The organism is Bacteriovorax sp. HI3 (assembly GCF_059738875.1).
Window position 1 is genome coordinate 3,405,305 of the sequence record NZ_AP026946.1, and the last position, 16,113, is coordinate 3,421,417.

The 16,113-nt window shown below is 37.1% G+C and carries 15 protein-coding genes and 1 tRNA gene; 4 read left to right on the forward strand and 12 right to left on the reverse strand.

Annotation, left to right across the window (positions count from 1 at the left end):
* Positions 1–5: 5 nt before the first annotated feature.
* Complete coding sequence (locus AC6JA8_RS16890) at positions 6–641, reverse strand: hypothetical protein (protein ID WP_497974848.1); 636 nt, start codon at positions 639–641, stop codon at positions 6–8.
* 162 nt (positions 642–803) lie between these two features.
* On the opposite strand from AC6JA8_RS16890, the gene AC6JA8_RS16895 reads away from it, so the two are divergent.
* A tRNA-His gene (locus AC6JA8_RS16895) sits at positions 804–879 on the forward strand.
* Between the two features lie 832 nt (positions 880–1,711).
* Here AC6JA8_RS16895 and AC6JA8_RS16900 read toward each other — a convergent pair.
* From AC6JA8_RS16900 to AC6JA8_RS16925, 6 genes are all read right to left on the reverse strand, one after another.
* Positions 1,712–2,878, reverse strand: coding sequence for a DNA cytosine methyltransferase (locus AC6JA8_RS16900; protein ID WP_497974849.1), 1,167 nt, complete (start codon positions 2,876–2,878; stop codon positions 1,712–1,714).
* A gap of 1 nt (position 2,879) precedes the next feature.
* Complete coding sequence (locus AC6JA8_RS16905) at positions 2,880–4,022, reverse strand: response regulator (RefSeq protein WP_497974850.1); 1,143 nt, start codon at positions 4,020–4,022, stop codon at positions 2,880–2,882.
* A complete protein-coding gene (locus AC6JA8_RS16910; RefSeq protein ID WP_497974851.1) occupies positions 4,015–6,159 on the reverse strand; it encodes an ATP-binding protein in 2,145 nt (714 codons plus the stop codon). The genes AC6JA8_RS16905 and AC6JA8_RS16910 overlap by 8 nt, the downstream gene beginning before the upstream one ends.
* Before the next feature lie 388 nt (positions 6,160–6,547).
* Positions 6,548–7,060, reverse strand: a complete 513-nt coding sequence (locus AC6JA8_RS16915) for a GNAT family N-acetyltransferase (RefSeq protein WP_497974852.1) — start codon at positions 7,058–7,060, stop codon at positions 6,548–6,550.
* A gap of 348 nt (positions 7,061–7,408) precedes the next feature.
* A complete protein-coding gene (locus AC6JA8_RS16920) occupies positions 7,409–7,972 on the reverse strand; it encodes a GNAT family N-acetyltransferase (RefSeq protein ID WP_497974853.1) in 564 nt (187 codons plus the stop codon).
* 210 nt (positions 7,973–8,182) lie between these two features.
* Positions 8,183–8,785 carry a hypothetical protein gene (locus AC6JA8_RS16925; protein WP_497974854.1) on the reverse strand — a complete coding sequence of 201 codons (603 nt, stop codon included), beginning with the start codon at positions 8,783–8,785 and terminating at the stop codon, positions 8,183–8,185.
* A gap of 145 nt (positions 8,786–8,930) precedes the next feature.
* On the opposite strand from AC6JA8_RS16925, the gene AC6JA8_RS16930 reads away from it, so the two are divergent.
* Positions 8,931–10,274: an ATP-binding protein gene (locus tag AC6JA8_RS16930; protein WP_497976889.1), complete on the forward strand. Its 1,344-nt coding sequence runs from the start codon at positions 8,931–8,933 to the stop codon at positions 10,272–10,274.
* Here AC6JA8_RS16930 and AC6JA8_RS16935 read toward each other — a convergent pair.
* A complete protein-coding gene (locus AC6JA8_RS16935) occupies positions 10,259–10,879 on the reverse strand; it encodes a response regulator (protein WP_497974855.1) in 621 nt (206 codons plus the stop codon). The genes AC6JA8_RS16930 and AC6JA8_RS16935 overlap by 16 nt on opposite strands.
* 189 nt (positions 10,880–11,068) lie before the next feature.
* On the opposite strand from AC6JA8_RS16935, the gene AC6JA8_RS16940 reads away from it, so the two are divergent.
* Positions 11,069–11,452, forward strand: a complete 384-nt coding sequence (locus AC6JA8_RS16940; RefSeq protein WP_497974856.1) for a hypothetical protein — start codon at positions 11,069–11,071, stop codon at positions 11,450–11,452.
* A gap of 34 nt (positions 11,453–11,486) precedes the next feature.
* Here the strand turns inward: AC6JA8_RS16940 and AC6JA8_RS16945 are convergent, their stop codons facing one another.
* Positions 11,487–12,440: an ATPase, T2SS/T4P/T4SS family gene (locus AC6JA8_RS16945; protein WP_497974857.1), complete on the reverse strand. Its 954-nt coding sequence runs from the start codon at positions 12,438–12,440 to the stop codon at positions 11,487–11,489.
* 67 nt (positions 12,441–12,507) lie between these two features.
* Positions 12,508–12,864 (reverse strand): response regulator transcription factor, encoded by a 357-nt coding sequence (locus AC6JA8_RS16950; protein WP_497974858.1) that lies wholly within the window; start codon positions 12,862–12,864, stop codon positions 12,508–12,510.
* Between the two features lie 303 nt (positions 12,865–13,167).
* On the opposite strand from AC6JA8_RS16950, the gene AC6JA8_RS16955 reads away from it, so the two are divergent.
* The gene (locus AC6JA8_RS16955; RefSeq protein ID WP_497974859.1) at positions 13,168–14,007 is read left to right on the forward strand and encodes a glycoside hydrolase family 25 protein; all 840 of its coding nucleotides are present in this window, start codon (positions 13,168–13,170) and stop codon (positions 14,005–14,007) included.
* A 43-nt stretch (positions 14,008–14,050) separates the two neighbouring features.
* On the opposite strand, the gene AC6JA8_RS16960 is transcribed toward AC6JA8_RS16955, so the two are convergent.
* Positions 14,051–14,338 carry a hypothetical protein gene (locus AC6JA8_RS16960; RefSeq protein ID WP_491638114.1) on the reverse strand — a complete coding sequence of 96 codons (288 nt, stop codon included), beginning with the start codon at positions 14,336–14,338 and terminating at the stop codon, positions 14,051–14,053.
* 75 nt (positions 14,339–14,413) lie between these two features.
* A complete protein-coding gene (locus AC6JA8_RS16965) occupies positions 14,414–15,895 on the reverse strand; it encodes a B12-binding domain-containing radical SAM protein (RefSeq protein WP_497974860.1) in 1,482 nt (493 codons plus the stop codon).
* Positions 15,896–16,113: the final 218 nt, after the last annotated feature.

A 16,113-nucleotide genomic window follows, 5' to 3' on the forward strand; every position in this document is an offset into this window, starting at 1 on the left:
ATTAATTATTCGATCGGGTAACCAAATCCTACGAACACCGCTGTGAAGCTGTCTTTTAGACCAATGATTGCTTCAGCGTTTGCCGTGACTGGCTTGTTAGTGATTAGGTTTTCAGCTGGGATCACCCCAGAGATACCAATGTTTGCACTAAGAGTTGTTTCATAACGGTTTCTTTTGCCATCAAGGCTGATCCCGTATGGAAGTGAAAGATATGGGAAAGCTTCGTTACCCCAGAAGCTGAAACCTTTTGAAACAGTTGGAGCAAGTCCAATGATGTTTCTTCTTGTTCCGAATTCTTTTGAGTTTTCTAAGAAAGCTTTGATCGATGTACGAGGTTGGATATCGTAATCAGGGAAAAGTTCATAGTCGTAACCAGCAAATAGTCTTGCTGAACGCTCACCACCTGAAATCCCCAGACCTGCATCGATTGATGAAAGTTCGTTTAGTTTTTGAGTGTATCTTGCCTGAAGTCCAACACCGCCACCGTTAGAAACGATTCCAGTTACTTCTGCCGAAAGCACCTTTTTGTCTTCTGCCAGAGGGAATGTCGAAATCCCCATCCCGTAACCAAATGCTGCACTAGAGCCCAGTCCTACTGACAGGGTTAAGGCCAAAAGTGATAATCCTTTTAAATTCTTCATGTTTACCGTCCTAAATAAGCATAATGTCATTTAATTAATTTAATAGCACAAAAGATAAAGAGTCAAAATTTAATGGGTAAAAACTACATTAAGCCCCAGATATGAGAACATTTCCGTTGACTGTATGGGGTGATGCCCCTATAAATGTCCTACGAAAATATGGTGGCTGTAGTTCAGTCGGTAGAGCACTAGATTGTGATTCTAGGTGTCGTGGGTTCGAGCCCCATCAGCCACCCCATTCAAAACTCATCTCTCATTTTGAATGATGTTTCGTAAACCTTCACAGGATTTTTTCCAGTGGGGCGAGAACCGAGTGAGCGCGCGAAAGCGATGAAGCGAACGAGGCGGCGAGAGAGGATTGAATCTTCAGATTCAATCCGAAAGAGGAGCTCCTACACTGAACTCCTTCTAAAATTCACGGTGAAAAACTTCGTAAGAAGCGATCATATTAAGGCCCGGTCAACCCACCGGGCTTTTTTTTGTCTAAAATTCTAAATTCAAATCTTATATTTATTAATTACTGATTACTGTTGAAATACTCATTTTCAAGAATCGAAAAGAGCAATGAATCTCGCCATTTTCCTCTTGAGAGATTAACAAAAAATCTGCTGGGACCATGGCTTTCATCGGAGACGACAATTGAATGTCTGGAAAAATTAAAAGAAAAACTGAAGTAAAAGAATTACTAATTTCTATAGAAAACTATGAGCGTATTTTAATGTGGTCAATGTCTAAAAAAGAGATTGGTTTTCTCTACATTGTGAAAGTAAATATCATAGAAAAAATAATTCGTCTGACCAATATATCCCAATCTCCTTCTAGAACACATTACAGCAACGATCTAAAATATGATTTATTGATCTTACGACTAGAGATATTACAACATCTGGACATTCACAACCTATGGCTTTTCATCCGAAACACCTATCTAAGCTCGACATCAAATGGCTTCCCCAAAATAGTGTCGAGCGAATCGTGTTTCCAACAGATAATATTGTAAGGGCATGGAGAATTAGAGACAATTTTTCAAAAAACAATCCAAAACGAAATCGCAATTACAATTCTTTAGATTATAATTTATCAAAAATTTGTCTTTTAACTTCTCTAGCTACAACCTCCCCTAAAAGTGGAGGCACGGCATTTCCAATTAATTTAAACTTTGTCGTCATTCCTTCGCTTGCAAAAAAATAATGATCAGGAAAAGATTGTAATCTTGCAGCTTCCCTTACTGAAATAGTGCGTGCCTGAGTGGGATGTATGTGAGAATAGCAATCTTTACTTAGATGTGCTGTTACGCAATTACTATAAGAGTTGCTTTGTAACTTTCTATACTTGTCTTTAAAGATATCGTCTCTATAGCGCTTTAATCTTTCTGGCAAATCTGAATATCTTCGCCCTTGTTTCAAAAATCTAAAGGCTTCAATATCCTCTTCTCTATGTCCTCTACACACATGATCAGATAAAATATCTCCCTTTATTTTTTTTCTCATTAATCCAACATAGTTAGAAAATGTGACTGGTTTCTTATATTTCATAACCCAATTCCGACTTCCATCCTTAATGGCTGGTAGGTCACCGATAGCTTCATTTACACTGACCATTGGAAATTTAGCTTTACCATTCTTCAGGGTACTTTTAGGCATTTCGAACTCGATGCCCAAATCCTTTCTAACTCCAACAAAAAATAATCTTCTTCGGCTTTGTGGAACTCCAAAATCAACAGCATTTAGCAAGCTGCATGTAACAACATACTCATGTTTTTCAAAATAGCCTTCAATAACCTTCGCAGCGTTGACGCCATTAAATTTCAACATGCCTGAAACATTTTCCATTACAAAGACTTTAGGTTGGTAGAACTTCACAAATTTAAAAAAATTCTTAAACATATTATTTCTTGGGTCTTCAAAGATCGAGTGATGTCCAACTCCCAAAGACTTTAGCTTGGCGCGCCCGATACTACTCCACCCTTGGCAGGGCGGACCACCAATGATCAAATCAAAACTATCATCAATATTGAGATTTTTTAAATCGTTTGAAAGTTCTTTGGGTGTATAACTTTTTAAGTCTTTCTCTAATGCATATCCACCCGATGAACAAAAATTTTTTTCAAGAGTTTCAACAGCAGGTTGCCAAAAATCAATCATTACCCCTGGTTTAAAACCCGCATTTACAAATCCTAGTGAAAATCCACCGGCCCCTGCAAACAAATCTAATTTTTTAATATCATTACTTTTCAATTTATTTTTTTCCTTCTTCTTTAGCCATAACTTTCTTGGGAGCAGCTGCTGCGACGGCGGCAGCTGCAACAACACTCGCCCCATGGTCTTGAAATAATTTTTCTACGTGATAATTCAAAGAAAAATCAGGCTGACCTTGCCTTGAATAATAACTTGAGAGTCTTGAAATTATATCCTTCGTAAATGATTGAGAAATCTGAAGTATTATTTCATGCTTTCCGTTAAAATCATCCCAAGGAACAGATATAATATGTCTATAGTTCATTACTCCTCCTTGAAATCCTTCTATTTTAGGTAACCAATGATGGTAAGGAACTTGATTTGTCACAAATTTTTTTAATAAATCTTTAATTGGGTCTGCACCAGTTTTAGGGCCAATGGCATTTTTAAAAAAAGAATTTGACTCATCCACTTCACATAATAAAACCCTAGAGGTTTTAGGTTCTTTTTTGCCTTTACCATCATCCCTAAGCTCTAGATCACAAGCAGGAGTAACCACGACATAATAAATGCCATTAAATTTTACAATTGTACCAGTTTTTATACGAGCAGTACCTCTAATATACATCTCTTCACCAAGAACGAAATCTGAGTCGTTCTCAATTAGTTCTTGCAAATGATTTATTGTAACTTTTAGCAGTGATTTTTCTTTTTCATCAACAGAACAGGAATGCCCCTGCCATGTTTTGATATTTGGAACGAGTGTATTCCAAAATAAATCCTTCATTAAAATATTAACGTGGCCTCTATCACCAAATATTTTGGTGATACCCGTACTATAAATACTATCAAAATGCATAATTATTTCGTCACAAGTAATAACACCTTTCTTCATAACAGGAATTTGATCTATATTTACATCACTATCTGAAGGAGTTGCTGTGTGAATAATTGTCGGTATTTTGTAATCCGCTAATATCTTTTTTGCAATCTCATTACCAGCACCAGAAGTTGACCCAATTTTAAGATCTAAAATTGCACCATCAAATGTATTGTCTAAATTCTTTAGGGAGTCTTCGCAATTTGCAAAGCGATGAAGACTTGCATTAACTTTATTTTGTTTTTGAAGAATATTTCGACTATCTTCAAATGATTGAAAATCTTGATCGCTGTCCTCTAAGATAAATAATTTTATGTTATTCATCTTCCTTCTCCTTTAAAACCGATGAAATTTGAAAATAAGCTCCTTCTTCAAACTCAATTGCTCCAATCGTAAAACCGTTTCTCTCGGAAGCTTCTCCTGCAATCGCTAAACCTAAGCCGGAGCCACCGCCTTCATCTTTCAATGAAAATTCAGGCTCAAAAATAAGCTTGTTCTCAATATACTCAACAGGAATACCTGGTCCATTATCGACAAAACTTATTAGTATTCCCTCATCTTCCTCGACGCTAATGCTGATACCTTTATTCTCTATTTGCCCTTTTTTTAGCCAATATAAACTATTGTCAATTAGGTTTGTAAAAATAACGATAAAATCTTCCTCCCAACCAAAGACCTCTACTGAGTCTGGACAATCAACCGCGATACCAACTCTTTCTGCTATAATTTCATCTTCAAAAATATCAAATGATTTTGAAATAGCTTTATTTAGCTTAAAACTTTTCTTATTACCTCGTCGACCGGACGCAAGTGGATCGATCTTGTCAAAAAGCTTTACTAACATTTGAGAATTCTCTTCAATTGACCCCATTCTTTCCAGCAAGTAATTATGACTCTCTTGATTATACTCAACCAAAAGTTCCTCTCCCCAAAATTTAATATTTTTTACTTGGTTTCTAAAAAAAGCGAGTGGTCTTCTACCTTCATGAAGAACCACATTCATAATCTTACCTAATGTTGCCTGCCCCTGATACAAAGCTATTGCTCTTCTGATCTCTTCAGCAATTTTGCTTTTCTCTCTTTCTTCATTCTCAATCATGTTCATGATTGCATTGACCGATTCTTTTTTTACTCCTGCATTTTCTAATTCTTTTTTAGTTTTTGCTTTAAAATCATCAAAATGAAAAAGAGATTCAATACGGTTTTCTATTTTACCTAAATCTCTTCCTTGCCCAGTTGCCTGCCTGTACTTAAATCTTCTTGGCTCAAGTTCTTTTATTGCTCTAATTACAACATTGATCAAATTTGAATAATAAATGTTATCTTTTAAACCATCTCTAGCACTTTTCTCATCAAGATTAGACTCTTCTTCGGATTCAATAAAAATAGAACCAATAACTTGATTACTACTTATTCGCAATGAAGGCATTTGAACTCTTCTCGCATCGAGCTTTAGCCAATCAAATCCAGGCTCTCCTAATGGACGCACTCTGAAGCCATTTCTATAAACAGCAACTCCATTAAAAGTATCAAGTAATCGTCTCGCTTCAATTTTCTGTAACGGTTCGCCACGTTCGCCCTGAAGCCCTCTTTTAATTAGCTGCTCTATAGCTGCAGGCTCTCTATCAAATACTCTGATATCGAATATGACGTTTCCACAAATCACTTCAAAGTCAAGTTTAATTTTTATAGATTCTTTTTTTATATTTTTACCACGTTGATTATGAAACTCAAGATTCATAATTCCAGTTGAATCAACACTCCCGTTAACCTTGTAATCAAAATATTCTAAAATTTTAAAAGGAGTAATTTCAATACTTCTGTGTTCTTCTTTTGGAGAAAAATAATTATCAGAATGTAAAAAAATTTTAAAACCATCCCCCTCATTAGGTGATTTTAATTTCTTTAACTGTGTAATTAGTTTGTCATACTCTTTTGGTGTCCAAGATTTTAAATAATCAGGCCCTCCAAAAATTGTAATCTTAGTTCCTGTTCCTGTTTTAACTTTCTCAGTGCTGATTTCAACTGGTACTTCATCTAAAAATTTAGCACTTTGAAAATCAGACCAATTCAAAATAAAATGGCTTTTATTTTTTTCCAAATCAATAGTTTCTAACTCTAAAATATCTCCCAAGATTGAAGCTGAATATCTCCCGATCCCTTTTCGTCCCTGCATAATTCTTCCAGCGGGACTCTTTTTCCTTGAAGCTTTATCATCAGTCGACGGGACTAGCCACTTATTCACTAGAATATCACCAGACATTCCATGTCCAGTGTCTGCAATAATGATTTCAACTCCGCCTCTTTTTTGCTTTAAGCTGATATGAACTTCAGAAGAATCTGCATCGTAAGCATTTTTCACCAATTCAATGATCGCTGCTTGTGGATCTTGAATTAGATCTTTACCGATAGTCAGAATATGTCTTCCGCTAGGCCGCATAAAATGAGATGATTTTTTCATTTTTTCCCTTAGAATTTATTTAATATTCAAATGATATGCTATTTTGGATATAGATACAACTATTTGAAATCTCTAAGTTTAAAAGTATTCATACTTACTCAGGAGTTAAAGTAGTTCGATAAGGATACGTGCATGTTCAGCTTTTAAGGCAGAAGGACTTATTGGCTTAACTCCCCCCCTCATAAGCTGTAAGTCTTTAAAATGCTGAGTATTTACTCTAGATGACTAGTTAGTATTTTTATAAACTCGCCTACAAAGCCACCCCATTCTTCTTCCAGATTGAATGGTTCGTTTCAAAAAATTCAAATTGAGGAACTTCGCAAGAAGGGAATCATAATTAGCCCGGTTTAACCCACCGGGCTTTTTTTTGCCCAAAATTCAAACTAAGCTAAATTTTAATTCTTTTTTCTAAGACGATATTTGTGCTTTCAATTACACCTTCGCTATATGGTTTACGCTCTCCCGTTTTAAGAAACCCCATCTTTTCCCAGAAGGGCATGACCACGGAGTTTGTTTCAACAACACCAATGCGAGCTATTTCAATTTCGGGCCAAGATAGACACAGTTTTTCAACTAAGTCATATGTCATTCGACCAAATCCTTTTGTTTGAAATTTTTCAGATATTAATAGTAATCCAATCATCGCAACTTTTTCATTTGGATAACCCCGAATGATATCAGCGCATCCAAACATCTCATTGTCTGAATAAAACCCAAGAACAAATTTATCTTTGTATTCTTTGTTTGGAGGAAGAGCGCTGAAGAGACTTTGAGATTCAACTGGTGAAGGAAGACTTCCAGAAACATTCATTGAATAGTTTGGAGCTGATTCTAAAACCTTTTGTAGTTCTAATATTTCATCAATTTTGCCTGTGAGTACTTTTAAATATACCTGGCCCATCGTCGAAACTCTTCCTATTTCAAATGTAAAAATCTCAATTGAGGATTATAAACTTCTGCACCAATAAAAAACCCCTCATGATAAGAGGGGTTTAAGCATTGAAAGTTCCCAAAGGCCTAACAAACCTGAACTTGGGAGGTACCCCATTGTAACACATTTATAAATTTGATCAAAGCTGAGAGCTCCTGATGGCCAATGAAGGCTACCTTAGGAGGCAGGGATGCTCAAAGCGTTGAAAGTACTAAGACTATTTATCCTTATTTTAAAATTGCTAACAACAGTTTTAAGATTATTAAAAGGTTGGTTTTAGAACTTGGGAGGGAGAAGAAATTCTCCCTCTGTTTATATCTATGGAGAAATTATATTTTGTCTATGACTGTCGAAATACTCATTTTCAAGAATCGAAAAGAGTAACGAATCTCGCCATTGCCCACGAACGTAGAGTTCTTCACGCAAATAACCTTCCTGCTTTAATCCGACTTTTTCCAATAGTCGTTTCGAACCCAGGTTACCAGGAAAACATGTCGCAGAAATTCGATGGAACTTCAGAGTGCTAAATCCAAATTCAAGTAAAGCCTCCGCTAACTCTGCACCATAACCTTTACGCCAAAATTGCTTATTAAGAATATAACCAAAACCACCATGGCGATGAACTTCACTTCGAATCCAGATGCTGCAACTTCCGATCACACACCCAGAAGACTTTAGAGTAATCGCAAAATTAAACACCTTGGGATTTTTGTCTTTTTGTAAAGCTGTTGCTTCTAAGAGAAACTTTTGAGTTTCCTCCAACGTATTTGGTCCCCAATCCATATGCTCAACGTTTGAAAGATCTGAGCAAAAGACATGCAGCTCATCAGCGTCGGATAATTGAAAAGGTCTTAAGATGAGATTTGTTGTTTGAATTTCCATTGCTAATCCAAAATTCGTGTTGTTTCGATTCAGAAAAATGATTGCAGTCAACGCCAAAGAAAAGCACCAATAAAAAACCCCTCATGGTAGAGGGGTTTCAAGGCATTAAAAATCTCTAAACGGTCTATCAAACCGGGCTTTTAGGGATGATTAAGCTTACCATATTCAGATTTATTATCAAGCCGTGAGCTTCCACGCCTAATGGCCATTCTAATTACATAAACAAACGTATCTGTAATCATCATAATAATCACAAACAGGTCCTCTCATATCCCAAGCAAACGATGAACCATTTGTTCCGATGTTAATTGTTGCAGAGCTTGTATCGTTAGAATAATCCTGACAATTGTTTCCTGCACTTCCATCACTGGCCACACCAGAAAACCAGTAAGCATCTGGCCAGCCCCCCCAAGTGTCGGAACCAATAAGATTAGGTCCATTATCAATCATTGACTGTAAAGAGCTTGCGATCGTCGTTGTGCCATCAATAAGCTTAACAGCCGCAGTCGACGTCAGGCCATTAGCCGAGATAAAACTCTTGAATCCATTCGTAGAACTTTTTCCGAGGAAGGGATAAAAATTTGAACAACTTACATTGCGTGTATAAGTGGCAAAAGCATCCCTGCAAATAGTGGCAAAATTTGAAGCATCTGGCTTTAGATCTCCCGGCTGGAAGGTACGATCAGTTTGAAAAGCATAAATAGATGATCCACTCGCTCCGCCACTTCCACCAGTTGTTGTGCTACTATCATCTCCACAACCAAAAAGAAAAAGAGACGCACTCATTAATGCGAGTAAACTTATAAACTTCATTTTTTATCCTTGAGGGTATTTATCTTTAAGAAAATTGTATTTAAAATAAATTTTTCAAACATCCCCCAAAACCGGGGATACAAATACAACCACGAAGGGTGACTATATCAGTTGGTTTTTAACCTCTCTCAATATTACGATCTTCATTGTTTCAGTCCTCTTAATGGCCAAAGCATGGAATTATAAAAAACTAAAAGCGATTCAATATCTTTTCATTCTTTTAATTTCGTTTTCAATCGTCTCTTTTTTTACTTTAAACATTTACTCTAGTTCGGAGCTTGCACATAAAGTACTTTTTTCCAGGCTTCGTTATATTGGATACGCTCTCTTGTGCCCCTCAAGCCTTCTCTTTATTTCATCTATCACCAATAGATTAAATTTTTTGCACAAGAAGCCTATTACCTTCGCTCTCTTCACTCCTGCAGTGATAACAATTCTTTCTAGCTTGGATTTAATCCCCAAAGACTTGCTAGTCACAAATCATCTTTCGACTTCTATCTATGGATTAGCAGTCGTTCAATTTGATAATGGTCCACTCTTTCTTCTTCACTACCTGTGGAGCAACCTACTTATCGTCCTGGCCTGTGCTCTGCTTTTTTTAGCGGCTTTTCAAAAAAAAGAGCGCTTCAAAGACTACTTAATTTTATCCCTTGGAATGGTTTGTGGTTACTTAATCGACCTCTATAGCGTTGCTTTCAATCCCCCTTTTCGCTTCACCATGATTTCAGCTGGAACATTCCTTATTTCGGAGTGTGCTATTTTTTACTTTTTACAAAAAAGTTTTTTCTTTGAATTAGCAAAGGAAGAGACCAAGATTAGTGACAAGTTTCATTTTCAGAACAAACTTCTCTCATTAGTTGGTCATGACCTGAGTGGAAATATTCATCAGTTGGCAAGACTTTCAAATACACTTCGCAATAGCGACGAAGGTAATCAAGAGCTTATTAAAGTTATCAACGACACCTCATTGTCCTCAGCGGAATTAATCAGCAATGTGATGAGATGGGTAAAATCTCAGGGAAGCCATGACTTTACGATTCAGCAAGAATCTATCAATCTTAAGGAACTTCTTCCCTTCATTATAGATTCACTTTCTCCGGTCTATCCTGAAATAAAACAAAAAGTCGTCTACGAAATCAATCCAGAACCACTTTATCTAAAGGCAGACAAAGAAATGCTGGCCTCAATATTGCGCAATCTTTTAACTAATGCTTACAAGGCCTGCGCGCAAAAAAAAGAACCATGCATCTTCATCAAAGTGAATCAGACGACAAAGGGAACACTCTTTGAAATCAATGACGATGGTGTTGGTCTGGAAAAGAATGTACTAGAGAACCTCTTTCAATCAAGTAGAATTAAGAGTTCTGGGCAAGGGTATGGGATAGGACTTTACCTGGTAAAAATGATGATAGAAATTCACCGAGGCACTATTGAAATGAAGTCTCAAAAAAATCAAGGGACACAAGTCTCTTTCTATTTTCCTTCATAAAACCAAGTCACAAGATCATCCCGGTTATCAATGCTGGTTTTTCTTGAGATACTCGTTAGATGAGTTTTTACTGTCTCTGGTGAGCACTCCAGTTTTTGAGCGATGATTTTATTGCTATATCCTTTCACCAAAAGATTTAGGACTTCAAATTCTTTGGCCGACAATTGTTTTTTGTTCATTTCTTTTTGCAGGCCCTGCTCCAGCTCTGCATCTAGAAAGATTGTATCGTCATTCGTATCCAACTGCAGAAAAGCTTTCCTAAAAGAATCATTATTATAAGACTTTAATAAAATAGCAGAAATTTTATACCTGGATAATTGAAGAAACACAGGGAGATTAGTTTCACCCGTCAAAATAATAACTTTAAATTGATGATTCTTTTTTTCGAGCACTTTTAATAATTCAAGACCAGAAATGTCTGGAAGGCTTAAATCTAAAAAAAAGATCTCAGGTGGACAATCCTCAATTTTCAAAAGAGCTTCATTTCCAGAAGTCGCACAATCTATATCGAATTGCACTTCGGGAAATAACTCTTTTAAAGTGTATTTGATACCTGCGTGGATAATGGGATGATCATCGCAGATAAGAATTTTTTTATTGGCCATTCATTCTTCCTTCAATAGATCGTAGGTAAAGCGCAGGCCTTTGTCACTTTTCTTAAAAAATGGCACCTAAGTGTCAGGAAAAACATGTTTTTCATACTGAATCGCTCCATAAAAATTATTCATATCAATATACAAACCCCAAAACAATTGTTAATTCTTCCTCGGATCAAAACATTCAAAGAGGTTTACATGAAAGCAATCGTTCTAGGTTTAGCAGTCATTCTTTCAAGCTCAGCTTTTGCTCGCGACAGCGAGTGGTCAATTTGTAAAACAAGCACGATGATTTACGAAGAAAAAGAAACTCTTCTTCTTAACAGATATGAACATAGAAGTGATGATGGGATGGGCAGAACAACTGACCTGACTCTTATCTTTGGTGGACATCTTTTAACTGGAGCTTTTGATTCGACTGAAGTGGATACAGGTGTTGTCACTTTAAAGTCTGAGACTTCATCTTTTACTGGAACAGTTCTTCTAAAGAGCAACTCTGTTCAACTAAAAGGAACTTTAAATCTAAATGGGGCCGAAACTCCACTGGCTTCAAGCTTTAGATGTGAACTGCTTAGAAACTAATTAACAGCGGCCCAGAGATGGGCCGCTTTCTTTTTTACCTTTTATAGATCGCTTTTACTTTTAATTCACCAGATTCATAACTCAATTCACTAATAGATGAAACTTGTCTTCTGCCTTCTGCGGTCTTTTCTTGAAATAAGATGTATTTAAACGACTGAGCGATGGCATAACGAACTTCTTCGAGCGTCATTCCATCCGATGAAATCACGGCCTTTGTCTCAAGGCGCTTAATGGTGTCAAATACACTCTCACCTGTCGTTAACATCGCTCCAATGCAATTGCTTCTGACAATTTCCATAAATGGCATAAACTCAGGACCAACACAATCTGAGAGCACAAGATAATCAGCTCTCATTCTTTCGGCCATGCCAACCAGCTCAATCATCTCTTCTGCTTTATGTGTCTGCGATTGAATACGGCAGACATGAGGACGATTAATAATTAAATCCGGACTTCTTTCCAATGTCACAACTCTATTGGGCTGAGGGATTCCATTTACCAGAAGATTTAACATTGTCGTTTTTCCCGAGCCCATATTTCCGGCAACGATAAAACCTTTCCCTGAAGCGAGCATCTTTTCAATGACGTCTTTTCCTTCTGTATCGAGAGCTTTAAAAGTAATTAGATCATCAAGTGTTAAATTGTGAACAGGAAGCTTAGTGATCACAATGCTCGGCCCTTTAACGCTCAGAGGAGGAAGAACAATCGCAATTTTTGTAAATTGATCAAGGTTGAAAAAATAGGAAAGCTCATCTGATTTTTTCTTCTTTAAATGAAAGGCCAGAAGTTTACTTACGACCTGGTCGAGTTCGGAGCTCTTTTTAAAAATTTTATCGAGCACGACAATTTTACCATTATCAATGTAATAAACTTCATTATAGGCATCGACCACAATCTCCCAAACATTCTTTAAATTAAAAGCGCTCCATAGTGGACCTAGAAGGGACTTCATTTCAGAGGTCGGTTCTTTTTTTGTTTTCGTTGCCATGGTGTTCTCCTGTTTTAGGTAACACCAGCTTAACTAAAAAATGGATTTAAAGAACCTCGGGAATCCCCTAGGATGGGGTTAACCATCTGTTATTAATGGCATTCTTAACGGCTTCTGTCCTGGTTGAAGCCTCGGTCTTGGCGAAGATCGACTTCAAATGAAACTCGATCGTTTTTTCAGAAAGATTGAAGGCAGAGGCAATTTCTCTATTGGTGTAGCCCTGTGAAACGTGAAAAAGAACTTCCTTTTCTCTCGCTGTCAGAGGGCTATCTGCAGAGGGAGAATCATTTAAAGAGACAACTAGCGATTCAAGAGAATTGGCCACTCTCATGAGGGTCAATTCAGGGCGTGCTCCTTTAGAATGCAGTCTGCATTCCTTAGAGAGTCTCTTTAATTCACCTAAAAGTGTCTGAATATTATCCACTCTGAAATCATAGAGAAAGATTCTATTCCTATCAAGCAATTCTAATACTGAAGACTATCATAGACTTGCATCTCCTCTAAACACATTCGCAATTCCCTACCAAATCACACAGTGACATCGTGTCCCCGACTCTCCAATACAGTTTCATTTTGAAGACCATATCAACTCCGATCTTTTTTTCTTTTGTTTAAAGTTCATAGAATTTTTTGCCGTAGAGCTTACATAAGTTGGCACGCCTTCTTTGCATTCGATGACATCAATCGAATTTGGTTTTTACTAACCTCTACACAAAGGAGCTTCACGATGAAGCATGTCTATCTCGCATTGTTTATTGCCTTAAATATTTTTTCTACTAACTCACATGCATTCGGAGCAAAGAGACCAAGTGTTCCGGGTTCTGGTTCTGGAAGTTCAGGTTCCTCTGGTGGAGGAACAACAACTCCTACGACTCCTACAACTCCTTCTACCGGAGCTGCTTTTAGTGCTCCTTGGAAGCAAGCTGATACATCAATTATTATCGATGCCTATGAAGGCAATTCGATTGATTGGGATAAAATGGCAACAGACAAAAAAGTCGCAGCGGTTATTCACCGTTCTGGTATGGGATTAAAAATCGACTCTCAATATAAGGCCCGTAAAAAAATTGCTCTTGAGCGCGGATACTTATGGGGAGCCTACCACTTGGGAACAAGAGGAAACACAATTGCTCAAGCTGACTTCTTTCTTTCATTAGTACAAGACGAACCAAACACACTAATGGTTCTGGATCTGGAAGATACAGGCGCAAGTAACTTTATGAGTGTTGATGAAGCTGTTGTCTTTATGAACTACGTTTACGAAAAAACAGGAAGAGTGCCAGTTGTTTATGCTAACCACGCAACAACAACTCTTTTAAACTCTAAAGTAAAAAACCAACCACTGTTTCAAAGATCAAAACTTTGGTACGCGCGCTTTAAATCAAGTGTGACAGACTTCCCGACAGGAATCTGGTCAAACTACTTTATGTGGCAGTTCTCTAGCGAGATCAATTGTACATCGACTGGCTCATGTTTATACAATGTTCCGGGAACGAAGTATGATATGGATGTGAATGTTTATTATGGATCGCCGACAGATCTGGCGCTTCAGTGGAACAATGATTAAGAAATAAAAAAAAGCCCGGTTTCCCGGGCCTTTTTATTTTAGATTATCTGTATTGAGCAGCTAGTCTGTCTAGAACTGGAACAGGAATTTCTTCCCCGTCACGAATTGTTTCGTATTGTCCCATTACCGCATCATAGAATTCATCAAAACGATTTGGGTGAACACCTGAAGCGTATGCAGTAGAAAGAACAGAGTACTCTAGTTCTTGCTCTGAAACGTGATCGATCATTAGATCGATTAGGTCCATAAGTGACCAACCAGCAATTGCTGGATCCATATCTGGGTCTTGTGATCTTAAAAATTCAATAATCGTTCTTCTTTCCATTTCCATGTTTCAATCCTTTGAAAAATTTCTGTATTGATACATCTATTTTAATCAATTTTAGGAAATTGAGTGATCTTTCTTTTAAGATTTTACTTGAGCAGGATGTTCAAGTAAGGCCAGCTCTCTCTCAAGATTTGCTTTTATTCTTCTTGATACAACTTCGTTGATGCGCTCGATTGAAGCCTTGTCTCCAGGGATTAATGAAAAAGCTTCTTTATAAGAAAGCCCCAGCCCCATGAGCATTTGCACTTTAAATGAACCAAAATTCTGTCCACCAAGTTCTGCAATTTCTCGGACAGTTTTTTCTGCAACAACTGCTGCTTCTGCGTAATTCCAATCAGGGCTCTCCCAGTAATACTTCCCTTCTCTTTTTTCAAAAAGCTTATAACCCCATTTCTCTGAATCCATTTGGAACTCAGATTGCCATGGAGAGATGTCGCTTTTTTTATTAATGCTTAGAGGTTCAAAACTTTTACAGTGAACAGGAAAACCTGGCGCCCTTACAATATCGGCCCACTTTTGAAATTCTTCTTTGGTATCGTAAGGAAGCCCAACAATAAAACCAGCAGCAGTATTAACTTCATCCCCCCAGCACTCTCTTAGATCGTAGAGTGTTTTAAGAGTGTTCTCCTTTCCAAATCCCTTGCCAATCACCTGGGCAGATTTATCATTTAGTGTTTCGATTCCAAAAAAAGCACCTCTTAAGCCACTATCTAAAAGTCTTTTCCAATAAGCGCGCTGCTTATCGAGTAAGTCCAATCTGAAATAACCTGTATATTGAATTTTAAAGGGAAGGTTTTCTACAATGCCTAAAAAGTATTCCAGTTTTTCTGCATCTTCATTAAAAGTGTCATCGGCCAGAATATAATTCTGAATTCCAAAACGCTCATAGTTATCGATAAATTCTTTTTCTAGAATAGTTCCTGGTTTTATATATTCATTCGCTTTTCTCCCATTTAAAGGAAAAGAGCAAAATTTACATTTAAACTTGCAGCCTCTCGAGACTTCAATAGTCATAGTTTCATTGCGATGAATGACATCCGTCTCGTGATACTCAGTGGAGTAATCATTATTAAAGGTATTGTCTGAGATATAAATATTTCGTCCGTCTACTACGCGTCTAAATTTCTTTAAAGAATGGATATCTGTGGCAAATTTTGTAATAAGTTGATCACCGTAACCAAGAGCAACATGATCGAAGAAGCTGAAGATTTCATCGTTGCTATTTCCTCCTCCGGCCACGAAAGGGATGTGAGGGAATTGCTCTTTTTTTTCTTTGATGAGATCTAAAAGTTCTTGAGCATATTTATTTCGAAGGGAACTTGTTCCTGAATAACGCGCTCGAGCCACCATAAATGTTGTAGAAAGTGCGACAAGCTTCGTATCTTTAGTTACATAACGCTCTAAAATTTGTCTTTGAATCTCTGGTGGGTAATCGGTTAATCCATAAAGGACCTTTGTCGAAAGACCTGCCTTTCTACAAATAGAAGCAAGACGATACACCCCAATAGTACGAATCCAGATTTGATGTGGTGAAATATCAGAGAAAAGTACTACGTCCATAAGGGAAAAAATGTTAGCTCAGCAGGGTATTATCTTCAATTAAAGTGTCACAGAAAGAAAATTGTCACAGTAATTGATTTCTCATACTAAAGCCAGCATGCGTTGATTCTTACATTTATTTAATGTTAGACAATAAACACATTTTCCCTAAATCATTTGTCACAAGCGTCGTTTATGACAAAGTTTTATAAATCAAAAAAATTGAACAAGGATTTTTT